Genomic DNA, 25,936 nt, shown 5'->3' with positions numbered 1-25,936 from the left:
ACAGATACTTCTAATCCTTTAACTATTAGTTCAATAGTTCTAGAGAATTCATAGCGATCATATCATACTGTTTTTTACATAGGTGTCTTATTTTGTCGATCATGATATGTTGTTTTCTTGTCTATTAGATGCGCTCCAGATGCTTCTATTATTAGCACGTTAAAAAGCCCGCAGCGTATAACCCGCTGCGGACCTTCTTATGTCGACACCCCGTATCGACTGAATAATTAGAACATAGCAAATGCTGCTGAGGTGAAAGTAACGTAGGGGAAGTTTGGAACTGTAGGAGCGTAGCGCTCGCCTTTGTCTTCGGATGTTATCCGCATAAGCGGTAAAAATCAAGAACATCTGGAGACAACAGCGACCGAAAGTCCAAACATTCCCGTAGTTGCTGTCGTCACCGAGGAGCCTTTCCCATTGCTTTTTTATTTCGTTCAAATTATTCTGTAGATTTTTTCACAGGAACATAAATCTCCATCACCGTATCCGGCCGCGAATGGCAGCGTTCGTCATAGAATTCGAAATCCAGCTTACTGTCATCATAGACGTAGCCGCTGTCCTTAAACCATTCTTCGAAGATATACTTCCAAGTGCTTTTTATAACCTGTGCAAACTGTATTTGCTCTGTATCCGTTGAAGTATCCACTGGCGGGGTTGTGAACACGGCATACTCAGCTTCCGGTACATCCATCGTCAGCATATCCTCTTCCACCTTGGAGTAGTCCTCTACAATAACACCTAGAAGATAGGTGGCATTGCCATTATCCGAAGAAGGAATACACAAACCGACCTCTCCGTGTTTAGGCGGGGTTAGTATTTTATACATTTTGGACTCCAGATTCTCACCTTCATAATGGCTCCAAAAAGAAGCAATATCCTTGGTGTACATACTTCCCGCAACATTGGTTTGAATCCCATAACCAGCGACCTTAAGAGCAGGCTTGCGAACAATAACAGGGTTCATTATAAAACCTCCGATTTCAAATAGTGTTGTTCCTTTAGTAAATCCGTCCATCCGTGCGGCATATTGTGTCGGGCTATAGCCAAAAGCCTTACGAAAGGCCTTAGTAAATCCGCTTTGCGTCTCAAAACCATAGTCCAGCGCGATATCAATGATCCTTTTACCGGCAAATAATTCAAGCGACGCTAAAGATAACTTCCGGCTCCGCACATATTCCATCACGGACATTTCCTTGCATAGGCTAAACACTCGGCAAAAATGATACACCGAATATCCGACCTCAGCGGCTATTTCTTCTACTGAAATATTTTCTTTGATATGAGCTTCAATATATTCAACACATTTCTCTATATCTTTACTGTAATTCAAGTGCAGCACCAACCTTCCCCCGTACGGTGATTTCATTATATCAACTGGATGTGAGGATCGTTGTTCCTGTTTTGCTGAGCTATGTTCAACCCCTTTTCTTTCTCTTTAATAAGCGCAAAAAAAGGATGAAGCAGCCTGATTAAGCCACTACATCCCTTTTTCACTTTTACCAATTCGATTGAATATTCCTAACCTAAATACGTTAATAATCTGCTGATCATGACTGCAGCTTCCGCACGAGTCAGATTACTCTTCGGATTGAGTTTATGATCAGGGGTCCCTTGGATTAGACCCAATTCGATGCAAGTAGCCAATGCCTGCTTAGACCATATCCCTGCCTGATCCGCATCTATATACGTAGCTAGTACAGCTTGTGAAGCATCTGATATTTTAGGAGATTTCCCCTTCAATTCAAGTACTCTTGCCATAATAACTGCCATTTCCTGACGGCTTAGAGGTTTCGTCGGATCAAACAAATTACCTTCATACCCTTTAATCAACCCAGCATCTGCCGTAGCAATAACACTATCGCTGTACCATTTATCTTGCGGCACATCCTTAAATGACGTTGACCCTTTTACTTCAAGACCTAGAGCTCGTGCCAGGATCGCTGCGATTTCAGAACGATTAATCGTCTTGTCCGGAGCAAAATTCTGATCTGTGACACCCCTCAAGATACCTTTACTCACCAAAGCCTGAATATCCTTATTTGCCCAGTGACCCACGGTATCGATAAAGGATTTAGGTTTGATTCCAGATCCTTGATCTGAGCCGGTTCCTGGATTTGGAGTAGTCTCCGGTTTCGCACCTGAACTTGGATTAGAACTTGGGTTAGAACTTGGGTCAGAAACATTGCCAGAATCTGTCCCTGATTGATTACTTTCCTTTGCTTTGACCGTTACAATCGCTATTGCTTTCATATCAGTCCCAGCAACCGTGCCTTTTACATGGAAGCTCCCCGCTTGTGCATAACTCGAAGAATGAATCTCATCCCATACAACCAACGTTTTCTGTATCGTATGATTGCTCAGGGTCACAGTTACTTCCGCAGGCAGTTTCGGCGCGGAGCCAACTTCGGTTTCAATCTTTACATCCTCTATAGCTACAATGCTAAGAGCGAATTCAAGACTTTTTATCGCATTTTCAAGCTCTACTCGCATTTCATCTAGTGAAGTAATCGTAGCGCTAGGATCCTTCAGAATCTTCTCCGCTTTATCCAGAGCAGCCGCAACGATTGCCCAGGTTTCAGATGAATAATCTGAACTCTTTAATGCTGCTGCATCGGTAATCGTTTGTTGAAGAAGATCTTTAGAGATGTCTAGATTACTTCCCTTAATATAAAAATCATCTAGAATAAAAGCAAAATCAGATGTAGCTTTTCCCGAACCTTTGGTAATCATTTTGAAAATTACTTGATAATCATCCTGATTACCGGTTGTAAAGCTTTGCTTGAATGTGATATAACCGCCATTTTCTCCAGCTTTATTGCCTGGATTGGTTAAATTACCTAGCGTTTCCTTTAATACAATCTCTTTTGAAGAACGTGATTGTACCGACACTTCATAACCAACATTCGTTTCTGAAGTATAGATAAATCCTAACTCATATTCTTTATTTGGCTTCAATTTCACGCTAGATTCGTTTGTTTTAATGAGTTTACCCACATCTGTTTCATTCATTTTTAGCGAGTTTTCACCATTCAGAACCCAAGTCATCACAGGACCAACTTTGTTCTCAGCTGCCTGAACGATAGGATTGTTATCGTGTGGATTACTTTGGTCAGTTGCAATATGAATTTGTCTAGACCCACCACCATACTCAAATGGACCCCAACCTTCATACACATTCTCGAAATCCTCATACACAACATAATTTTTATTCGTAGGATCCTTCTCCACTGACGTATGCTTCCAAATACGAACATCATCAAATTGTACAGTACCAACTCCTGAATCAGCTAGCAACTTCACTGTTGCAGTAGTAACACCTTCAGGAACCTTAAATTCAACATTCATTCTCTGCCATGTTGTATCGACATACTTGAAGGATGAGTTATGGATACCGTCCTGCCCTGTCACATGATTAGAATAGGTTTTACCGTTAATTGTAACCTGCAGAGAAGATTTTCTTCCTTTCTCCGTCTGAGTCCACACCCCGACAGTATAATCCTCACCAGGCTGTAGTCCATTAATTTCCTGAGACAAGATACCCGCTTTGTTTCCAACCTCAGCGTATTTATTCCAATTCGATTTGTTCATTTCTTTGCTGGTATCGTATTCGCGATCACCTTGCACTGTCTTGATTGTAATATTACTTAGATCATCAGCTGTCCAGGAACCTGGAACATTCAATTGCTCAGAATTAAAGGCGAAATCCTTAATAAGACTGCCTTCACCCCAATTTGTTGCAGCAGGGACCAATACTAGAGCATCCGCTGATGTAGGATAAAGCACATAAGGTGTATTTTTCTTAGCCTTATTTATCGTGAGAGATCCATCATGAGCAACAACTGTATCGACTAACACTTTGCCTTGTTGTGTCAGCTCATACATATTGAATTGGCTCACATCTTTAAATTCATCCGTCAACTGCCAAGTTGTCGCGTTGCCTGTTGTATTCCAGTGATATAGTCTTGCACCTTCGTTTACACCCAAGATCTTATTGGTCTTCATATCCCAAACCCAAGGAATTAACGAATTCGCTTCACCAGTATGACGCTCTGATTCGTCTGTTGTCGTCCCCGTATCTTTCCAAGAAGATATAAGCTTGCCATTTTTAGATAACTCAATCATATTCGTTAATTTATTTCTCTTAGAGATCACTTCGTTATCAAACGTAATTTTATCCTCTTCATATTTCATAACACCAAAATGTTGCATGAACTTCGTAGGTAATACTTCGTTAAAGAATACAGTTACACCTTGCTGTACATCCGGTTTGGAATCTCCCCACGTTGTCACACCTGGTATTTTTTGTCCTTTGAATAAGGCATTTCCAACGAAAATATCTAGATTATTCTTCACTATTCTTGATAGAATGCTAGAATTCCCCTTATTCGGATATCCTAAATCTGGACCCCAGTGAACAAAATCCACACCGGGCTCTAATGGGCCGGCAAATTCCGTTCCTACTTTTAGTCCAAGATTATTAGCGTATTGCAGCAATTTATAGGCATTGTAATCATTGCCTGTATACACATCAATATAGAAGAAGTCTAATGTAGGATCATTCGGGCTCAAAGAATCCTTCGTCAGATTAAATAAGTTTTTGAACCGTGACTCTAGATTCCCACTCAAGACATCCTTCGTCTGATCAACATAATAAGACGTATCAATCCAATCCCAACCTCCGGAAAGCCTATCTACTGTCGGCCCTTTTGATGATGCTCCATTTAAGTTGGAATAATTCAGTTCGTTAGCATCAAGTTGATACTCTGTTGCATTGAGATGAACACCCACGTTAAGATTATACTTATCGCCCTCATTGATGAGATAGTTTAATTCATCCAATCCACCCTGCCTCACACCAATGTTGGAATAGGATGGAATATCATCATCATGGCCCTCTGCCTGATATCCCTTATGAAGAATCATCTGTCCAAAGCCATCAGTATAATTGTACAGAATTTTACCCGTATCCAACGAATTCAAGAAAGGATCATTTGCCTGGCTAGCAAAGTTGAATGCGATGTACATCATATTGTTCTGCATATCCCGAGCACCAAATGGCTCCTTAAAAATATTCGTCCGATAAGCAACAGCTGCATCCTGCCAATCTGTTTTACCGTCATTATTCCGATCATTTGTCACAACTACCTCATACCAAGGCAGTTCTTCCGTTTCATTACTTTGAAGATGGCGATACGTCCAAGTACCCGGCTTCACTGTCACTTTATTGACAAGTGGTTTCTTTTCCGTGGTCACAATCATTTTATTGCCACCGCTGATTACATTGTCTTCAATCGATGCTCCCAAGCCATTTCCGCTCACCATAGCCATCGTAACGCCTGAAGCGCTACTCTGTTTCATAAGATTCATGTTATCGACCAGTTCTTCTGTTAATCCGTGCCATGCTCCATCCGATTTACTCCATGCATACGTTGCATTTTCCATAGCGCTATTCACATGGATTAGAGAATTGTTAATTTGAATCGAACGGACAACAAACCCATCCGGTTTTTCAGTTATTTTATCAATTTCAAAACGTACGATATGATTCGCTTTCGCCTCAATATGTGCTTCGATGACAACACCAATCTCGTCAATCATCATTGTATACTGATACTTACTATCGCTCTCTTTATTAGATATGGTGCGAGGCACATAATCCATATTGTTGATCTTCAGACTATTCGTTTGCTCCTCGCTAGCCTGTAGTTTACGTTCATCAACTTGATATTCAACAATACCCGGGAAATCTTTATATACTGTAACGTTTAAACCATCTTTAGTGATCGTATCTGTCTCTGAGGCAACCTGAAGCTTAGGTAGTGACTCTAGCTCTACCATCTTTACATTGCTCACTGTCATCTTTTTACTTCCATACCAAGATCGAAGTCCAAGCCAACCTGGCTGCATAGTCATTTCTTCTTCAGATACCGATCCCATATCCGTTGTCACGCCATCGGGGTCCGTAATCTTGAAGCTTATGGTTGTTCCTACTAAACGAAGTTCGATATGATAAAGTGTATCGGCTAGCATCTCATATGAGTTTGAGAAAGTAGCCTCGTTTCCATTTGCAAACAATTTCCAAACACCGTTAATGTCATGATTAACCGATACATATGCATTATCCGTGGATCCTCTTAATATAAATCCATATCGCCCACCAGTTGCTCCAGCGTCTACATTTGTTTTGTAATCAAAAGTAACCTTCTGATCCATCAATTTAGGACTATCCTTATCCACGGCTAGTGCTACACCTGGCATGTTCAATTGAATTTGACCATCTCCGTTACTCTCTACCACCGGATTACTACTATCCAGAGAGCCCCAATTCTGTGCTGAATAATTTGGTTGGTATACTCTGATTTCTTCTGCGGTTATTGCATCTACATTCACCTTAATTGCAGCATCAGTTGTGTTATATAAGCCAAATGCTCCTGGGGAATATGCAGATACTGGTACATTACCGACCAATACTCCATTTATATATAGGCTTATTTCCTTCTCAATGACCTGCACACGTAAAATATAATCTTTGCTTATTGCAATGGCATCAGCATTGCCAATAGCAGCTTCGCTACCTTCTAACTGATATTTCCATTTTCCCGCGCTCTCCTGATATATGGTGATATTGCCCAGTTTAACACCAACTTGACCATCACTCTTCATTTTCACTTGATAGATTCCATTAGATACTGCTGTTATATCTCTATTAAAAGCAGTTGCTCCAGCATCAATAGTACCTGTCAAATATCCATCTATAACTTGCGGTGTCGCATGATATCCATCCCAATTAAGCTGAGAATTACCTTCATAATATTCCTCGTAAATCATTTTGTCCGTTTGTGTAGAAGTATTCATATCCATAAACTCTTCGGTAAAAAGAATATTATCGATATATATGGTATCCTGAGCAACAACCCCAAAACGTCCTTCTCCGAATTGCTGTCCTGCCGGTAAGCTTGCATACAATTCAGCCCCGTTAATGCTTAGGGTTACAGAGGAGTCGGAATATTGTAAACCCACTTTATTCCAGACGAAAGGTTTAGGATTTGAACTACTAGTACTAGTACCAGATGCACCAAAATCAATGATGGTGTTACCCTTTTTCAAAATCCATTTCGCACCATCAAATGTAATTAGAGCATTGTTACCAATAGCAAATCCGATATTGGTATTCGTAGGTTTCACACTAGCCATATAAGTCGCGCTCTGTAGGAGCGGAGCATCAGTATTCCATGTTTCACCATTCAGACCAGATAACTTTAGAATTCGGTTGCTGCCTTCTGTAATAATGGTAGACGTTGCACCGTTACTCCAGTCACCTGTTATACTGTCTTGAAAATCATTACTATACTGAATAATTTGTTTGGGTTTTATGATCTGATTTGTATAGTGTATATTATCAATCTGCAATTCTACCGTACTTCGAATTCGAAGACCAAAGTACCCAGCTACTTCTGAGAATTGCGCAAAAGTAATATCACCGATCTCCTTTTTATTCAGAAATACCGTGATTGTTTTCCCTTTAAAATTGAACATGAGATTATTCCATCTGCCTTGGATCGGGTAAGGAATATTTAATTTACTTCCCCAACCCGAGTTAGACTCTGGTATCCAGATGCTAGGGTCAACCCCAATCTCGTTGAATATGCTCGCCGTTTCATTCATTCTAAAACCAAACGCAAAGCCTTGACCGCTACCTAGTTTTGCTGGATTAATCAGCTTGAAATCTAACGAGAGTGTACCCTCTTGAATTTGTGGGGAATCTAGATCTACACCCCGTTCTTTTGTGCCTTTTTTCAGAGAAAGAACTTTATTACCCGTAAGATCGGTCACTACTTGAGCATTTAAACCTGACCAATGAGGTATATAATTAGGATCTTCATAGTCTTGAACATAATCAATGACATTTGAAGGTTTATCTTTTGTACCTACACCTGCAATACGTAACTCTTTAATAGAGACATTTCCTGTTGCAAAACGTTTATATAGACCTACCTGACCAATCCCTGTCGACTGATTCAATAAATCCGTATCCTTATTGTAGTATGTCACTCCGTCTACTATAACCACGAGCTTCGTACCATGAAAGCCGATTTGTATTCGATAATCTATATCTGTCTTCAGTTCAGGACCCTCGAATACTTCCCAATTGCCTGAACCATCCGGACTTTGAATTACCCAATCTGTATTGGCATCGTAACGGATAGACACCCCTTGATTCGTATCATTTGATCCGATAACAAAACCAACATTACTTGAAACTGAACTTGTATAGCGCATCGTTGTATCAATAATTCCGGCAGATAGCCATGGAGCTTTATCCCATGTTGCAATGGCTCCACCGCCATCCACTTTAGTTATCGCAATGGTTAGTCCATTATTTACAGAAGTTGTTCCTGCTCCTTTAACGAACGTCATTGGTTCCGGTTCCATTGACTGATAATTATTTGTATACGATACTGCCCCTTGACCCTCAGGAACATTTAATTTGATGTCATTTAAGAAGTCCTCTATGTTCGCCTCTTCAATTGTTCCCTCTTGTGTATCCGTTACCGTAATAGTCGCTTCTGCTTTGACATCCGAGGCTTTAACATTTCCCTCTACGTTAAAAGTGCCCACCTTCGCATAACTTAAAGGATCGATTTCATCCCAGCTAACCATTACTTCGCCGATGGAATCATCGTTGTAAACTGCTTGTACTACCGAAGGGAGTTCTGGTGGTTCACCAACGGAAGTTTGAACATTTGTTGGAGAAATACGTTTAATTACTTGTTCGTGAACTGCACTTAACGAATCACCAATTTCTCCTTCAGCAGCATAAGACGTACTTCTTGGATATATGATTGATTGACTTGTAGCCATTAAAAAAATCATCATCCAAATCATGAATCGATAAATCTTTTTCGCAACCTTTTTTCGCATCGTACCTTTCCCCCTTATAATAGTCTATTGGATATAAATTAAAACGCTTTCAAATACATTTTTGATTTTAACAATTTTATTCGATTTATACTTTCAAAATATAACCAATATTGAAAAATCCGTTTGAAATACAGAACTAAAATCAATTATTATTCTACCCATACGCCCCACATTAGTTCTGGAATGTTAATAGTTTCAATGATACACTGAGTGATAATAAGTGGTGAATTTTGACACAAATGTCTGAATACTATCAGGGGCGATTATTATGAACCGAGTTGTTGATCTCTTATATCATGAGTCTGATCAGGAATTAATCTATAATGCATTAGAGCGCACCTTGAAACCAGGTTATTTTTTTGGACCTCATTGCCATGAGAATCTGGAAATCTGTTTAATGAAAGAAGGAGAATGTGACATCATTATTAATGGTGAGAGGATTACCGTTCATAAAGGTGAAATAATGGTCATCTTCCCTCATATGATTCACTCTTTTCATGTAAAATCAGATCAAGAAGCCGTCTTCCTACAAGTTCACTTTTCTCCAGAAAACTTTATTGCAGCAGACCCCAAAGTAAATGAATATATCAGATTTTTACATTATATGTCAGATAGACATATAGCCTATACCTTCCATCCATATACGAAACAGATTCTTTCATGTGTGGATCGTATTTGCGAAGAAGTAAATACTGAAGTAAATATGTACCACAAGTCGCTAGCAAATATTTATATCTACGAATTACTGTTTCTATTATCTCGCGAGATTGAAAAAAGTGTTCGTAAAGTATTCAGAATAAATAATCCCATAGCAATTCGAGCTATCCATTTCATTAGACAAAATGTAGAAAACAATATCACACTAGACGATATCGCTAGCAACTGTAATATAACTACCCGATACCTATCGAAAATTTTCAAACAATACGTGAATATATCAGTGAACGATTATCTTTGTATCACAAAAATTGATAAAGCCATGAATTACATATGTAATACAGAACTCTCCATCACAGAAATATCCTCAAAACTCCAATTTTCTAGTGCACAATACTTCTCAACCGTATTTAAAAAATACAGCGGCGTTACTCCAAAGGAATATAAAAATCTTCGTACGAAAGATATATAGGTTAATAATTATATCTATATAACAAAAAAAATGAGCTTGCTCCGTCATAATCGACTTCGAGCACAGCTCATTTTCATTGTATATCTGTTATTCTTACTACCCAATGTTCATCCTGATGCTTACCGATTCAGCAAGCTTCCCACATACTTCAGCAGCTCATTGGCGCAAATTGGGCAATAATGGTGCCCGTCAATAAGTCTGGCGCATACCTCGTTGATCCGTTTGAGCTGGCTTTCATCCGGCGTTTTGGACGAGGTGGTAATTTTGACGATATCTTTGAGATCAGTGAATAGCTTCTTCTCAATCGCTTCCCGCAGGCGGTCGTGGTTGTTGTACTCAAATTTCTTCCCTTTGCGTGAATAAGCGGAAATCCGGATCAGGATCTCTTCACGGAACGCTTTTTTCGCATTCTCAGAGATACCGATTTGTTCTTCAATCGAACGCATTAACCGCTCATCCGGCTCCATTTCCTCATCCGTAAGCGGATCACGGATTTTGGACCAATTGCAGAAGGCTTCGATATTATCGAGATAATTCTCAAATAATGTCTTAGCAGATTCCTCAAAGGAGTAGACAAAGGCCTTTTGCACTTCGCTTTTTGCCAAAATATCATATTCCTTACGAGCAATGGAGATGAAGTTCAAATAACGCTCCCGTTCCTCTTTAGTAATCGATGGATGCTGATCCAGGCCGTCTTTAATTGCCCGCAGCACATCCAGTGCGTTCATGCACTGCAGATCACCTTTGATCAAAGCGCTGGAAATCCGGTTGATAACATACCGCGGATCAATTCCGGACATACCTTCATCTAAATACTCCGTTTGCATTTCCTTGAGATCTGCTTCTTTGTAGCCCTCTACCTCTTCACCATCATACATGCGGAGCTTTTTGATCAGATCCATGCCTTGTTTTTTGCTTTCTTTCAAACGGGTCAGGATCGAGAAAATCGCAGCGGCACGTAGCGCATGCGGTGCAATATGCACATGATTCATATCACTCTGAGCGATCAGCTTCGCGTAGATTTTTTCCTCTTCCGATACCCTGAGGTTATACGGAACAGGCATAACAATCATACGGGACTGGAGTGCTTCATTCTTTTTATTAGAAATAAACGACTTATACTCGGTTTCATTGGTGTGCGCAATGATCATTTCGTCCGCACTGATCAGTGCGAACCGGCCAGCCTTGAAATTGCCTTCTTGCGTCAGTGACAGCAGGTTCCATAGAAACTTTTCGTCGCATTTGAGCATTTCTTGAAATTCCATCAGCCCACGGTTAGCTTTGTTCAACTCTCCGTCAAAACGGTAAGCGCGTGGATCGGATTCCGAACCAAATTCAGTAATGGTCGAAAAGTCGATACTTCCTGTCAAATCGGCGATATCTTGCGACTTTGGATCGGATGGACTAAAGGTACCAATCCCTACACGCTCTTCTTCTGACAAAATAACCCGAGCCACTTTAACCTGCTCAATATCTCCTGCATATTCATTTCTCAGCCGCATCTGGCAGGAAGGGCACAAGTTGCCCTCAATACGCACACCGAGTTCCTTTTCAATCTCTGGACGAAGCTCCAGGGGGATCAAATGTAGCGGGTCCTCATGCATCGGGCAGCCCTCTATTGCATATACCGCACCCGCATCTGTCCGCGAGTACTGTTCCAAACCACGTTTAAGCAGCGTGACTAGGGTCGATTTCCCCCCACTGACAGGTCCCATCAATAATAAAATCCGTTTACGAACATCGAGTCTACGTGCTGCAGAATGAAAATATTCCTCGACTAACTTTTCGACGGCACGATCCAGTCCAAAAATCTCCTGTTCAAAAAACTTATAACGTTTGCGTCCGTTTATGTCCTCTACGCCATGCGACTTAATCATGTCATAAACGCGGGAGTGAGCGGTTTTAGCGGGAGAGGGGTCTTTTTTCAAGATTTCTATATACTGCTTGAAGGTCCCGCTCCACGCCAAACGGTCGTTCTCAGCCCGATACGAAGCTATTCGCTCAAAAATATCCATTGCTCGCTGCCTCCTCTTGCGCTCCTACTTGCTCTCCTACTTGCTCTCCTATAGCGTTAAAAAGTGTATTACATACCTATGCGGCAAGCGCGGAATAGTTGACCTCTTTTTTGCTGTGCTATAATAGAGAATCATGAAATCGCAGTAAAACCTTAATGGAAACCCGAAAATAATGGGCTACGGGAGTGACACTATGGCGGTACGACATGAAACGGAGCTGTATGCTCCTTTAAAGGTTTTTTTTGAAAAGCAAGGATACAGCATCAAGGGTGAGGTTCGGACTTGTGATTTGGTGGGGATCCGTGAGGATTTAGAGCACCCTCTAATCGTGGAGATGAAAAAATCGTTCAACCTGGCCTTGCTGCTGCAAGGGGTGGAACGGCTGAAGCTCAGCCCTACGGTCTATCTCGCAGTGGAACGTGTCCGTGATAAAAAAGGGGCGGTTAACCAGCGCTGGGGCGAGCTTAGCGGACTTTGTCGCCGTCTTGGTCTCGGGCTGATCACCGTTGTTTTTTATAAGACCAAGGCACCGCTGGTCGAGGTGCTCGTTGAGCCGGACGAGACGCCGCCTGCCCAGCGCAGCAACAAGCGGCGGCGCGAGCGTCTGCTCTATGAGTTCCGCGAGCGCAGCGGAGACTACAACACCGGCGGCAGCACGCGCGTTAAGCTCGTGACGGCCTACCGCGAGAAAGCGCTGCGTGTCGCGCTTTCTCTGCAAGCAGCGGAGGCGGAAGCCGCCGTCGCTGATGAGAAGGCCGCTGCGAAGGCTTCGCTCGCAGCGGGCAAACGTGCAGCGGCGAGCACCGCTGCACAGGCTCCGGCGCTGAGCTCAGCGCCGGAGGGGCGTGCTGCCGGGGACACGGCAGCACGGGAGGCAGCGGCGGCTGGCACGCGAAGCGGTGCCCCTAGCGCTGCCTCAAGCGCACGCTCGGCCGGGATCACTCCGGCCGAGCTGCGGAAGCATAGCGGCGTACCGAACGCCGCCGCTATGCTGCAGCACAACTACTACGGCTGGTTCCACCGTGTCAGCCGTGGGCGCTATACCCTGACCCCAGCCGGTCAGGCCGCGCTAGTGGAATACGCCGCTATAACTGGCGGCGCCTCCAATGACAGCAATCACTAACATTAATTTTCTTGCCTATCCTTAGCAAAACTTCTTTCAATTCAAATCTTTTACACGAATTTCAATCTTTTACTCAGCTCTAAGCTTTACTCTGATTTAATCTTTTACTTGGTCATTATACGTATTATTCTAATTCACACGTAACAATGTCTAAATAACGCAAAAAGCATCCCATCTACGGGATGCTTTTTAGGTATTCCAATCTTGCCACATTAGTATTTAATTTCATACCACGTTCGTATTCCACTCATATCACGTTTGTTGTCATACATGCCATGTTCGTATTGCATTTTTATCATAATTCGTATTCGTATCTCAATACGTAACTGTGACACATAACATCCATATCACACTTATAATTATTTCGTACCAACTTCATCTCTTATTAGTATCACAAGCAAGTACCTCGTCCAGCTCTTCTAAGCTATACTTTAATTAGCTTATTACACTTTCGAGCACAACCCTTATTTACTATTTCCTCTATTATTACTTTAACATGCTGCTAATGCTGAAACCTTCACCTTTGAAACCTGATGTTACATTCAACACCACTAATATTAAATCTTCAATAATTAAGGAAATCCTCCCTAAAAATAGTCTCATACGATACTTCACTTCTGCCAGATGTAAAATTCATGGTCATTTCGAGCAGTCCTACGTTCCGTCACCGTCAATCCTAATGTCTGTCCTTATATCCGCCCGTAAGTCCCATCCCGTCTGTCTCACCGGTCTCTCCGTCTGTCAGTCCATCCCGTTCATTCACAACCACATCAATCTAACTCCGAGCCGTGAACTCCTTAACCGCCTCGCTCATTAAATTCATGCCGAGCAGCAGCTCATCCCGGCCGGGATGGCTGAAGTTAAGACGTATATGATTTCCGCTCCCATCCACACTACATAGCGGTCCCGGTAAAAATGCCACTCCCTTACCCAGCGCACATTTCAGCAGTGCCATAACATCCATCCCCTCCGGCGGAGATACCCAAAGAAACATGCCTCCTGACGGCAGATCGTAGGAGCTTCCCTTCCAAGCTGGACGTTTAAGCAGCTCCACCATCAACTTCAGCCGTGTGTTATATTCTCGATTCAGCTGCGCAATATGCTCGCGAAGATCAAAAGCGGTCACATCCAACAAATGATGCAAGAGCCGCTGATTTAATGCGCTCGATTGCCAGTCTGCCATCTGCTTGGCCGCAGCCATCATCCCGATCACTTCCCGGCTACCTGCTGCCCAGCCCGTCCGCAGCGCGGGCGCGACGGTCTTGCTGAACGAACCGATATATAATACGTGTCCGCCGTCACTTATATTTTCCAGTGCGTACAAAGATGGAAATCTTGTGGCCCAAGGTTCACCATACTTTTGAAAATGTAAATCACCATATGAGTCATCTTCTACAATCAGGATGTTATAGGCGATACAAAGATCCAGCACCTCACGCCGTCTCTCTAAACTCCATAGGATGCCGCTTGGATTCGTAAAGCTTGGTGTTGCGAACAGCATCTTTGGCTTATGCAGTTCAATTTGCCTCCGCAAATGATCTGGATCAAGCCCGTCCAAGTCACCCTCTACGGGAATAATAATGGCGCCTTGCATCCGAAGAGTTTGCAAGAATCCTGGAGATGTCGGATTTTCTACCAATACGCGATCTCCCGGATCAATATACACCCGCGATAACAAATCAATCGCTTGCTGGCTCCCCGTTGTTAGCAGAACTCCACCTTCAGTAACAGTTACCCCCTTTTCTCTGAGCCAATCCCCGGCAAGCCACTCCCGAAGTGGACCATACCCTGCAGGATCACCATATTGAAGTGCCCCTGCATCTGCAGATATCACCGTAGAGGCTGCTTCGGCAAGCAGCGATAACGGGAACAGTTCTTCCGCTGGTAATTCTTCAGCAAGCGATATCATGGAGCTTCTCCGTGTTTGGGTGCGAATACTTAGAAGCGGTGACGATAGCAGTGTGTGTGCGCGAGCAGAAAATTGGTAAAGCATGCGAAATCCCCCTTCCCTAGTACCAAGTAGAAATGGCTTGGTGATCCTCTTCCAAGGACAATTATCCATTCAACATGATATGCTTTCTTCTATTTCAAGAATATTCCACCTTTACCGTCATTATGTCGTATAGCTTGGGTTATGCGTAGATTTGCCTGTTTTGTCTTGAGAAGAGAGCAAATTTCTCAATGGCTTGCGCTCGCGTCGAAACATCAAGCTTCACATAAATTTTGCGCAAGTAATTGTCAATCGAACGACGACTTACTGCAATTTCGAGCGCTATTTTATCATAGGTAATCCCCTGTACGATTCGCTCCATAATAAACATCTCTGTCTGCGTCAATTGAAGAACATCATCCAGTCCTTTAGATGTCGAAATCGGCCAGGATCCTTTCTCTATCCATTCTAGCGGCATTGAAAGAAAACCCACTCGCAAACCCAGGATCAGCTGTAAAAGCTGATTAGGAGAAGCTCCTTTGGAGAATATCCCGCTCGCTCCCAGCTCTATGAGGGGTTGAAGCAGATCCCTGCCGTCTTCATCTGTCATCACGACAAAATGTGAGTTTGGTGAGCTTTTTTTCATATTTAACAGCACGCTCTCAATATTACCTTCAGGCATATGATAATCTGCCAGCACTAGCTCGGGATTCTTTTCCCTTACGATGGAAGCGCCTTCGTTCCAAGTTGAATACATTCCTAGAACCTTAAGCTCTCCTCCCTCTTCCAAAATCAATTTCGTCCCCAGCATACTTGTAGGATGACACCCCACAATAACCACCTGCCAAACCTTCATCATTAATGCCCAGACCCCCTGCTTTATATAATAATCCAGAAAGGAAAGCGCCGCAGCGTTTCCGGTTTAAACGCAAGCAAGGAAGTATGATGACTTGTCCGTTTATTCTCTAGCTGGTTACCTTGAGTACGTCTATCAGAATTCCAATCTATAGAAATTGTATCGCAGTAGTTTAATAGGATGCAATTACTTTTTCTAGTTTTCACACTCTCTTTCATTTTTGCGAAACTAGTCAAAGTCTGATAGAATGGGGACTTGAAAAAAAGACCAACCCGAGGTGATCAAATGCAACCGCTAGCGGAAACGTCCCCGGTACACTCGCGCCGTGCTGCTGTGAGAAGCGGCCCTTCCGTAAAATGGTTTTTACTGTTCTGGATCGTGATGATTGGAATTGGTGTATATGCTGTTTACAGCTACACGAACCATTTGAAGCAGCAGGTGCTGAGCGAACTTAGCACTCAGAGCCAGCAGCAACTTACCGTTCTGAAGACCGACTATGAGTCAAAAATTGCCGTTCTGACCGAAGAGGTGAAGGAATTGCAGAATACTGTGCAAAGTTTTAACGAACTATTAACCTTCACTAAAGATAATGCTAGTGCCAAGACAGATAATAGTAATAAGCTATATACGCAATTGAACGAGGTTAACAAACAGTTAGAAGCTTTGAAGAAACAAATGGATCTGATCAAATGATGACGCCTGTCAAAAGAGTAAACCGTTTCTTTTTGCTTCTAACCGCACCTTTTCTAGGTTTACTGATATGTATGTGGTGGTATCGACCACCGATCGAGCTGGATCTTGATGTAGGACAATTCACACCTATCTCAGGGCCGTTGAATGAAACAGCCATACTAAAAAAAGATTTAGCCCTAGCTGAAGGCACTGTATCCTACACCATAGATGCAATCAGCGCCAGCGCCAAGCTATATAAAGGAACCACTGCTATGATGAATAAGCTGGTTGAAACAGCGCAGACGCAAGCTAGCCGTCCTGAGCTTATCTATAACCGCCGGATTTCTGCCAAGCTTGGAATCCCTTCTGAGATCCTTAGCAGCGACCGTATTAGAGTTGAGTTATATCGATTGAATCCAGGAAACTACAAAGCTTATGCTTTGAAAATCAAACTGAAGGATCCGACCGCTATGAAGATGAGCCTGGCGGAGACAGCCTCCGGTGCGGAAACAACTATGCATGCCGTACAGCGTAATGGAGCCATTGCTGGTATTAATGCAGGCGGTTTTGCAGATCAATCCGGAAAACGCTACCCGTTAAGCACGACTGTGGTTGATGGAAAGTATCTCAATGGTTTCGAGCCGACCTTCAAGGACCTCAGCTTCGTAGGACTGAACAAGTCCGGACAGTTAATCGGCGGAAAATTCTACAGTCGCGCACAGTTAGATCAACTTGAACCCGTATTCGGTGCAACCTTTGTGCCTGTTCTACTGAAGAACAACATCAAAGTGCCCATCCCTGAAAAGTGGAAAACCTCCCCCAATCGGGCGCCACGTACAGTTATCGGTAATTATAAGGATGATCAGCTTCTCATTTTTGTAGCAGATGGCTATAATGAGCTAGGTAGCTCTGGAGCACAATTAGAGGAAATTCAGAACAAGCTATATAACATGGGCGTGATGGATGCTTATAATCTGGACGGTGGAGGATCATCATCACTTATCTTCAACGGAAGAGTAGTCAACAAACCTTCGGACGGAAATCTTAGAGCTGTACCGACTAATTTCCTGTTTTTTGAATGATTATATTAAAATGTCTATGCAACATATCACATTTGCGTTTATTTTTATTGATTTGCAGGTTATAATCTTGATAACGAATACATTTGCTAATGGAGGTGCCAGTATGTCGTTCTCATTAACCTTTTGGATCGTAACGTTCGTATTTGTGTTATTTATGGTCGGCATCCTTACCTCATCTTACAACGACGACAAAACAAAAGGCTTATAAGCAAGAAGAAACGGTATTGCCGTCCTTTTTGGGGCGGTACCCGTTTCTGCGAAAACCAGCACGATTAATTTACGGTGTGAAATCTATATAAATTCTTATATTTATACTAATGCTTCAGAGGCTCTTGGCTTCTGAGGCATTTTTTGTATAAAAAAACTGCCGCATAAAGTAGACGATATCTACGAATGGGGCAGTTTCTTTATTTAGAAAACTATAGGCCGTCGAATTCTAAATGAGTAAATATGTACTTCCTAGGCGTGTCTCGGCAATTGGGTCATTTCTGAGAGGCATGCAGCGCAAATATAACGATCTTTATATTCACTTACACCTTCCATTGATCCGCAGAAAACACATTTTGGACGATAGCGCTCCAGGATAATATGGTCACCCTGTACCAAAATTTCAACCGGGTCGCCTTCATTCATCTGATACCTTTTACGCAGGGACTTAGGCAGAACAATTCTACCCAGCTGATCCACTTTGCGAACTACACCAGCAGGTTTCATATCTAACGTACACCTCTCCTGTTCAACTAATAATTTGTAGCTACTATTTATTTCGGCTCATTCATTATATTTCGTTATTAAAATGTCGAATCCTGCTGAAAAAAACAAAAAAAATGTCTTTTTTCTAAACAAGATTCGGAAAATCCAGCTGTCGAAGGGCTTCATATACAATAATAGCCGCAGAATTCGATAAATTTAGCGATCTCACGGCATCACTCATTGGCATGCGCATTTTTGTTTCTTTTCCGGCTTCCAGAATTTCAGCAGAAAGCCCCTTCGTTTCTTTACCAAAGACAAAGAAATCTCCATCTTGAAAATCAAAGTCACTATATCTCTTCTCAGCTTTCGTTGTTGCGTAAAAGAAACGTCCCTCGCTATACTTCTCGAGCACTTCAGCAAAAGAATCGTGATATTCAATGTTAACGGCATGCCAGTAATCTAATCCTGCTCTTTTCAATGTAGCATCATCTGTACGGAATCCGAGTGGGCGAACCAGGTGAAGATGAGTGCCTGTTGCTGCGCAGGTACGCGCGATGTTTCCAGTATTGGCCGGGATTTCCGGTTCAACTAATACGATATGGAGTGCCATTATATGGTTCCTTCCTCTCTAAAGGCTTGATAGCCAGATGTTTTATTCTAGTGCATAACCATAGCTTCTCCAAACAAACTGAAAACCTTCCACCCATAGGCGGAAGGTTTACGATAGAGTTCATTAACCTTGAGTTTGCCGGAAATGGTTCATGAAATCAGAAAGTGCCTTAACACTTTCGTAAGGAACTGCATTGTAAATGGAAGCGCGCAAGCCACCCACACTGCGATGTCCTTTTAAGCCGACAAAACCTTCCAGCTCAGCAGCTTTAACAAACCGTTTTTCGAGTTCTTCCGATTGCATCCGGAAGGTAACATTCATAATGGAGCGGCTGCTCTTCTCAGCAACACCACTGTAGAAGCCGTCACTTCCATCGATATGATCGTATAAGAGACCCGCTTTTTCAAGATTCTTGGATTGGATGCCGGCTAGACCGCCTTGCTCCTCAATCCATTTTAACACTTCGTTAACCATGTATACAGAGAAAGATGGAGGTGTGTTGTAAAGAGAGTTATTTTTATAATGAGTACTGTAACGCATAATTGTTGGAATGTTAGAAGGTGATTCTTCAAGCAATTCTTCTTTAGCGATAACCACAGTCACACCGGAAGGACCTAGATTCTTCTGAGCTCCAGCATAGATCATTCCAAATTGATTTACATCGATTGGACGACATAGAATATCACTAGACATATCTGCAATTAGCGGGATCGAACCAGCATCTGGGAATTCCGCATACTGCGTTCCTTCGATGGTCTCATTGGAAGTTACATGAAGGTAAGCCGCATTATCTGCAGCCTTGATCGAGCTTAACTCTGGAATCGCTACGAATTTCTTATCTTCTGAAGAACCGGCTACATGAGCGCCCCCGACCAATTTAGCTTCTTTAAAAGCCTTATCAGCCCAACTTCCTGTCATTACATAACTACCTACTTGGCCCTCAGAGATCAAGTTCATAGGAATCATAGCAAACTGTGTACTTGCTCCACCTTGTACGAACAATACCTTATAGCCCTTCGGATTGCCGAGGAGCGAAAGCAGACGTTCCTGCGCTTCATTATGCACGGATTCGTAGATTGCTCCACGGTGCGACATCTCCATGATAGACATTCCACTTTCTCGGAAATCAACAAACTCCGCTTGTGCGCGTTCCAGTACCGTAAGCGGCAATGCTGCCGGTCCGGCATTAAAATTGTATGCTCTCTTATTCAAAACTACTCCCCACCCTTTCTCTCCTATCAATATGGATATCGCTTATGATAGCAATAATCTTACACACCAGCAAGTATAATTATTCACATAAAGGCTTGGATTACTGCTTATTAAGATGTGAAAAAATGATAAGTTCGGCTCCAGGACTTGCTTTCATGCGGTAAAAGACTAATGTTCACAAAAACTTCAGGAGAGACCACATGACGTTCTCCCCATAGCGCCATTCGTGCTACTGGGAAATCTCCGCTTTCACGTAGTCCTGTTCCACTAGGCTTATGAACCAACTCCCAATTGAACTCGGCTTCCGGTCCTCCCCAGCCACTCAACTTGCAATAAAAGGACCGGTCTGGCTCTTCTGACCAAGTAAGGGTATTACCAGATACCTCTAGCAAATTGTTCGTGTATTGAGATTCCGGTTCCTCAACTTTGAGCCCATTCGGGAGGCGCAACTCAAAATCCGGACCTATATTTAAACCATCAATTCCAATAAAATTGTGGATGTACTCCTCGGTTTGGATTGGCTTATTCCCTTTGTTATGCAATTCATATGCAATTTTTAATTGGTCGTCCTTTATAGAGATCGTTTTGGTCAAAAGCATCGCGTATCCATTACTTTCCATCGGTTGGATAATATATGAAACCGAATCATCCTTAACCTCCCTATCAACAGTAAAGGGGGTTAGTGGATACTCGTTATGAAAGCTATAGCTCTGCGAGTCCTGCTTTTGTAACAGTCCGATTCCGGGCTTTGGAAACCAGCCTCCAATCGGTGCTTCATCATACCCAATTGCCCGGGAAATGCCAAACTCGTTGCACAGTCCACTTCCGCCAGTACCTTCGCCTTCCTTCAAGCTTTCTGGCACACAAAAAGTATGCTTACCTTTTTCTAACGTAACTTGTGTGATAAACCCCGTCCAGTCAAAACGAGTCCCTTTATATGCTTCTCCAATATCAGCGATATCTACAGATAATACGCCATTTGATAGCTTGCAGCCCATCCTTCACACGCCCCTTTAATCATTCAACAAATAAATTAGCCCCATTATATCATCTATGAAGAAGCTTAGTTTTTATATTTTTTCAAAAAAAGTCTGCAGCCGCTATACTTAACGGTGCAGACGCTTTTAATAAAATCTAGTTATGATTACGCCAAAGTCACTTCAATCACGTGACGCTTCTCTGTCTGCAGAGCGAGTAGATCTTCACGCGGAATAATCGCACTCCCTGAGCCGCGCTGCAGCGTCACCTCACTGCCATTTAAGGTAACGGAGTGTATTTGGTACTCTCCGTAATTAAAGCTTCCTGTGGCTTTATAGACCACTTCAAACTCACGATCTGCAAAGATCGTCTTAATGGATGCTTTCCCCTCGGAATCAAATTGTTCTTTTACTAGCTTAGGTTCTAGCAATAAATCGCCCAGTTTACCCTTCACACCAAATACTTCAGTGACCATGGTTAGCAAGAGCCAGCTTGCCGAGCCTGTTAGATATGTGTACATTCCTCTGCCTTGCTCGTTAATATATTCAGGAATCCCTGGATAGATACGAGCTTTTGCGAAATCTGTACTCAAGTTGTAAAGAGATTCGAGAACCTTATGACCTTCTTTTACATAACCTCGTTTATACAACGCATTTCCATACATGATCGTCATGTGACTGAACATGGCCCCATTTTCTTTATGACCAAATGCAAAGCCGAAAGCACGACCCAGATTCTGCTGAATCCCTCCGAAACGGGAATTAAGCCTGTATCCGATCTTGTCATCTAGTAGATTACGATCTACAGCAGCAATAATGTGTGGAATTTGCTCCGGAGCTGCTGCATGACCCATAAGCGGGAATACTTGACCCGTAAGTGTCATCCGAACGCCTTCAGAAAATTCTCCCTCTACCCGTTCACCATCGTTATTATAATAACCGTTAAACCAGCCATCGCCATTCTCACTCTGTACCCACTCGTTGTTGCGCAAATGATTAAATATCCATTCCGCTTTTTGTTCCAGATCATCAGCCACTTTTTCAATATCTAGAGATACACGAACTCCACTCACCTTATTTGGTGCCGCGGCATAATATCGATCCAATCTCTCATGCTTGCCTGATATAGAACCGTAATCCACACGCTCGTTAAGCGTATCCAGCAACAGCTGCATCTCTTCTGCCAACTCAACCTTTTCCTGCCCTTTAGAAGTCTTAAGGGTACGCAGCATCCGAGAAATATCTAATAGATTGCTAGCATAGAAAGATGTAAAAGCCACACTCTCTCCGCGATCCGCACCCATATCGAGACCATCATTCCAGTCCGCACCTTCGAGCAGGATATTATTATGTTCCCCTACATTAAAGAACGGAACCAGGTTTTGCAGCAAAATATGTTCCAGAATTGTACCTTTGTAGATTTCCCCAGAAGCTGTTCTAAGATCACTGCCTGCAGAGGTATCCCAAGAAGTATCACGTTCCTTACAACGACTCATAAAAGTATCCCGGAAATAAGTCTGTTCTTGCAACAAGAAATCAAGATCACCACTCTGATCCAAATAGAGCATCGTTGTTAAGAACGGCCAGGCCCCATGATCCATCCATACTCGAGGAATATTGTTACGGTCAGCAATAAATTCGCCTGGTTGTTGACCGATAATAGTTGCGTTACTGCCGTCAATTCTCACACCAGCGTAATTATTGAAGAGTAGGCTGCGAACTTCGGCAGGTTCCATAATAAGCAGTGCCAGACAGTCTTGCCAAAGATCTCGCCAGCCACGTCCGCCCCTTCCATAATCATGATATGGTAAGAAGGAGTTACCATAGAGTCTTCTAAGGACCGGTTGAATGGTTACCCATTTCATCCATTGATCCGCATCCGAATCACCGGTATGGAATTCAACCATATTCACTTTATCTGCCCAGAACGCTTTAGTCTCCTCTAGGAGTTGATCAAAAGCTTCAGATGCTCCATATTTATTCATCAACGCTTCAACGTTAATTCTATCATTATCAATTGCCATAACTACGACATATGAATGTTTTTCACCAGGAGACAAGGTAATTGAGGCAAACCGGAGGCCACCGACTGCTTCATAACCCTCTCTATCCACGCCTCCACCTTTACTGATCTCTGGCGTAGTATTCAGAATAACCGCTTCTGGCCAGTCAAGACTTCCACCTTCGCCGATGAATTCCTCTTGAATCGGGAAGAAACCAACAGGCTGACTTCCGTCACCTTCCGCTCCAAATACACCGTAAGAGGTATGGTTAACGCGATGACCACGTTCATCGAAAGAAAGTGCAGGCTGAACCTCAACACCATATGCTGAAGTGTAAATCCGGTTCAGCAAGGATGTTACATGTCTGTGATCCCGCAGATCATCTGCGGAACGGGCATACAATGGAACTACAGCTGTTGGTGTAAGAGTAATCTTCTCTGTTCCAATGTTCGTCAATGTAACTTTCATTAGTTCTACCTTGTCGTTACCTCTAGGTACGAAGCTAGTAATCTCAGCTGTGACACCCATCTCAGAGTTACTGCGAGTGACCCGATGCCATAGAAAACCAGCCTCAAGCACTGCTTCATCAGCAGATGAAGTGTAGAACGCTGCGTTTTGCTTAGCCGAATTTCCTGCTGCAGACCAAGCACCCTTGCCTTCGACGTATACCCAGAAATTACGTGAAGCACGGGAATTATGCAAATCTTCAACAGATAATGGCGGTGTTAAAAATGTATTATGACCTGTCGTCGCCTGTCCATGAAGTTTAGGAGTAACGGTCGACATCATCCCCCCCTCATTTACTAGAGGGAAGTATAAGAAACTACTGTGATCCGGTTGCTGAAGCTTGAACTCCCCATCCTTTCCAGTGAATTCAAAGCCATGAATTTTTTTACGGTCCATTGTCCCCATCCTCTCATTTACACAACTACTTAAGCTTTAACCGCACCTGCCAATGCACCGTCAACAATATACTTTTGAATAAAGGTGTACAGGACGATAAGTGGTGCCGATACGATCATGATCCCGCACGCCAACATAGGCCAGTTATTCCCGTATTGACCGCGGAATTCTTTAAGCCCGAAGGTAATTGGATAATGTTCCGGACTTGGCAAATACATGATTGGACCTACAAAGTCATTCCAAATCGTAATCGCCGTAAGGATAACACCTGTTGCGATAACAGGTTTCATCAATGGCATAATGATCTGGAACAGATAACGCATATATCCAGCACCATCCATGCCCGCAGCTTCATCCATCTCACGGCTGATTCCTTTAATATAACCTACGAACATCATGAAGACGATACCAGTTCCCCCTGTTTTTAGGAGGATATAACCTAGCTTCGTATCATAACCCACAAATCCAAGCTCTTGTTTCAGGGTAAGCATTAATTTGAACTGTGCAACCATAGGATTAGGCAAGAATTGTGACATCAAGAAGAACAAATAAATAAATCCGCTCCACTTTACATAATTTCTCGCTACCGGGAAAGCTCCGAATAACGAAACGATTAGTGTTAGCACTGTCGCTACGCCTGTGTACAACAAACTGTTAATGAAATAATTAGAGAAATTACCTTTTAACCAAGCTTCCTTGTAGTTATCCCATTGAATACTTTTCACAAGTCCGATCGGGTCTAGCAGGTAATCTGAAAAAGACTTGAATGAAATGTTTATTACAAACAATAGCGGCATGATATACAAAACAAGCAATACTGCAATCAGAATATAGGAGAGAGTTTTGGCGGTTTTGGAATCTTTCATTAATATTCCACCTCTCTCTTACGCATTTGTTTAACTGCAAATACAACGAAGACCAGAATCATTAGGAACTGTACCACCGAAAGCGCGGAAGGAAGTCCCATTTGAAGAGAACCACGGAACGTCTCTTTATACACGTCATAAGCCATCGTTCTTGTGTTAAAGCGACCGTCCGTAGTTGCGAGAATAATATCAAAGGTGGACATCGCACCGATAATGGACAAAATAATATTAATGGTGAACGATGGAGCAATAAGTGGGAACGTAATGTTCTTAAAAGATTGCCACTTCGTAGTTCCATCAATATATCCAGCTTCATACAGATCCTTCGGTACGGATTGAAGGCCTGCAAGGAAAATTAACATGGAGTAACCCATGTACATCCAAATTTGCGTAAATATAATATAACCAAACGCATGGGTGAAGCTTCCAAAGAACATATCTTTATAACCGAACAATGAATCATACAGTTGATTGACAGGACCACTAAGCGGATCGAACATCAAGCCCCATACCAGTGCAACTACCGATACACCGAGGACAACCGGTAAAAAGAAAACTGCGCGATAAAAATAATCGCCTTTCAGCTTCTGATTAATAACTACGGCCATAAGGAGACCGACACCGTTCTGTACGATTGTAACAATGATCATGAAATAAACAGTTCGTATAATGGAATCCCAACGTTCGCCTGAATTTCCGGAGTTAAAAACGCTGTAGTAATTGTCAAGGCCTACGAAATTCAACTTGCTTCCAGGAACGTTAGTAATATCTGTAAATGAATAGATGACCGTCATCATAGAGGGCCCAAAATAAAAAACAACATACAACGATAATGGAATCATAAGCAGCAGAAGTGGTAAATATCGTTTTATACCTTTTCCGAACGGATACATTTCTCTCACCTACCCAATCCTAATTCAATAAAATCATCGGGGTCTGTACG

The 25,936-nt window shown here is 42.6% G+C and carries 16 protein-coding genes; 4 read left to right on the top strand and 12 right to left on the bottom strand.

Going from position 1 to position 25,936, the window contains the following annotated elements; translation table 11 throughout:
• Window positions 1-439: 439 nt before the first annotated feature.
• Together R50345_RS08460 and R50345_RS08455 are read right to left on the bottom strand one after the other, a co-directional pair.
• A complete protein-coding gene (locus R50345_RS08460) occupies window positions 440-1,366 on the bottom strand; it encodes an AraC family transcriptional regulator (protein ID WP_231574090.1) in 927 nt (308 codons plus the stop codon).
• A gap of 152 nt (window positions 1,367-1,518) precedes the next feature.
• Entirely contained in the window at window positions 1,519-8,922 is a 7,404-nt protein-coding gene (locus tag R50345_RS08455) for an endo-alpha-N-acetylgalactosaminidase family protein (RefSeq protein WP_042125693.1), read from the bottom strand.
• A 268-nt stretch (window positions 8,923-9,190) separates the two neighbouring features.
• Here R50345_RS08455 and R50345_RS08450 point away from each other — a divergent pair, with 268 nt between their 5' ends.
• Window positions 9,191-10,051, top strand: coding sequence for a helix-turn-helix transcriptional regulator (locus R50345_RS08450; protein ID WP_042125692.1), 861 nt, complete (start codon window positions 9,191-9,193; stop codon window positions 10,049-10,051).
• 119 nt (window positions 10,052-10,170) lie between these two features.
• Here R50345_RS08450 and R50345_RS08445 read toward each other — a convergent pair whose 3' ends face one another.
• Entirely contained in the window at window positions 10,171-12,066 is a 1,896-nt protein-coding gene (locus tag R50345_RS08445; protein ID WP_042125690.1) for a PrkA family serine protein kinase, read from the bottom strand.
• Window positions 12,067-12,259: 193 nt separating this feature from the next.
• On the opposite strand from R50345_RS08445, the gene R50345_RS31875 reads away from it, so the two are divergent.
• Complete coding sequence (locus tag R50345_RS31875; RefSeq protein ID WP_042125687.1) at window positions 12,260-13,189, top strand: DUF2161 family putative PD-(D/E)XK-type phosphodiesterase; 930 nt, start codon at window positions 12,260-12,262, stop codon at window positions 13,187-13,189.
• Between the two features lie 775 nt (window positions 13,190-13,964).
• Here the strand turns inward: R50345_RS31875 and R50345_RS08435 are convergent.
• Window positions 13,965-15,182, bottom strand: a complete 1,218-nt coding sequence (locus tag R50345_RS08435; RefSeq protein ID WP_042125685.1) for an aminotransferase-like domain-containing protein — start codon at window positions 15,180-15,182, stop codon at window positions 13,965-13,967.
• A gap of 139 nt (window positions 15,183-15,321) precedes the next feature.
• On the bottom strand, window positions 15,322-15,978 hold the full coding sequence (locus tag R50345_RS08430; RefSeq protein ID WP_042125683.1) for a response regulator transcription factor: 657 nt from the start codon (window positions 15,976-15,978) through the stop codon (window positions 15,322-15,324).
• 282 nt (window positions 15,979-16,260) lie between these two features.
• Between R50345_RS08430 and R50345_RS08425 the strand changes: the two genes are divergently transcribed.
• Window positions 16,261-16,668, top strand: coding sequence for a hypothetical protein (locus tag R50345_RS08425; RefSeq protein WP_042125682.1), 408 nt, complete (start codon window positions 16,261-16,263; stop codon window positions 16,666-16,668).
• Window positions 16,665-17,729 carry a phosphodiester glycosidase family protein gene (locus R50345_RS08420; RefSeq protein ID WP_156114754.1) on the top strand — a complete coding sequence of 355 codons (1,065 nt, stop codon included), beginning with the start codon at window positions 16,665-16,667 and terminating at the stop codon, window positions 17,727-17,729. Before R50345_RS08425 ends, R50345_RS08420 begins: the two co-directional genes overlap by 4 nt.
• A 459-nt stretch (window positions 17,730-18,188) precedes the next feature.
• Here the strand turns inward: R50345_RS08420 and R50345_RS08415 are convergent, their stop codons facing one another.
• The 7 genes from R50345_RS08415 to R50345_RS08385 form a co-directional block, all read right to left on the bottom strand.
• Window positions 18,189-18,443: an AbrB/MazE/SpoVT family DNA-binding domain-containing protein gene (locus R50345_RS08415; protein WP_039871533.1), complete on the bottom strand. Its 255-nt coding sequence runs from the start codon at window positions 18,441-18,443 to the stop codon at window positions 18,189-18,191.
• A gap of 124 nt (window positions 18,444-18,567) precedes the next feature.
• Window positions 18,568-19,032 (bottom strand): tRNA (uridine(34)/cytosine(34)/5-carboxymethylaminomethyluridine(34)-2'-O)-methyltransferase TrmL, encoded by a 465-nt coding sequence (gene trmL, locus R50345_RS08410; RefSeq protein WP_042125678.1) that lies wholly within the window; start codon window positions 19,030-19,032, stop codon window positions 18,568-18,570.
• A gap of 123 nt (window positions 19,033-19,155) precedes the next feature.
• Window positions 19,156-20,244: a 3-phosphoserine/phosphohydroxythreonine transaminase gene (serC, locus tag R50345_RS08405; RefSeq protein WP_042125677.1), complete on the bottom strand. Its 1,089-nt coding sequence runs from the start codon at window positions 20,242-20,244 to the stop codon at window positions 19,156-19,158.
• Between the two features lie 110 nt (window positions 20,245-20,354).
• Entirely contained in the window at window positions 20,355-21,242 is an 888-nt protein-coding gene (locus R50345_RS08400) for a hypothetical protein (protein ID WP_042125674.1), read from the bottom strand.
• A 146-nt stretch (window positions 21,243-21,388) separates the two neighbouring features.
• Window positions 21,389-24,127 carry a GH36-type glycosyl hydrolase domain-containing protein gene (locus R50345_RS08395; RefSeq protein WP_042125672.1) on the bottom strand — a complete coding sequence of 913 codons (2,739 nt, stop codon included), beginning with the start codon at window positions 24,125-24,127 and terminating at the stop codon, window positions 21,389-21,391.
• Window positions 24,128-24,156: 29 nt separating this feature from the next.
• Window positions 24,157-24,993 carry a carbohydrate ABC transporter permease gene (locus R50345_RS08390; RefSeq protein ID WP_042125671.1) on the bottom strand — a complete coding sequence of 279 codons (837 nt, stop codon included), beginning with the start codon at window positions 24,991-24,993 and terminating at the stop codon, window positions 24,157-24,159.
• Window positions 24,993-25,886: a carbohydrate ABC transporter permease gene (locus R50345_RS08385; protein ID WP_042125669.1), complete on the bottom strand. Its 894-nt coding sequence runs from the start codon at window positions 25,884-25,886 to the stop codon at window positions 24,993-24,995. The genes R50345_RS08390 and R50345_RS08385 overlap by 1 nt, the downstream gene beginning before the upstream one ends.
• Window positions 25,887-25,936: the final 50 nt, after the last annotated feature.

It is taken from the genome of Paenibacillus sp. FSL R5-0345, from assembly GCF_000758585.1.
GTDB lineage: Bacteria > Bacillota > Bacilli > Paenibacillales > Paenibacillaceae > Paenibacillus_AQ.
The sequence above is the reverse complement of the archived record's forward strand: the minus strand, read 5'-3'. Positions and strand labels throughout refer to the sequence as shown.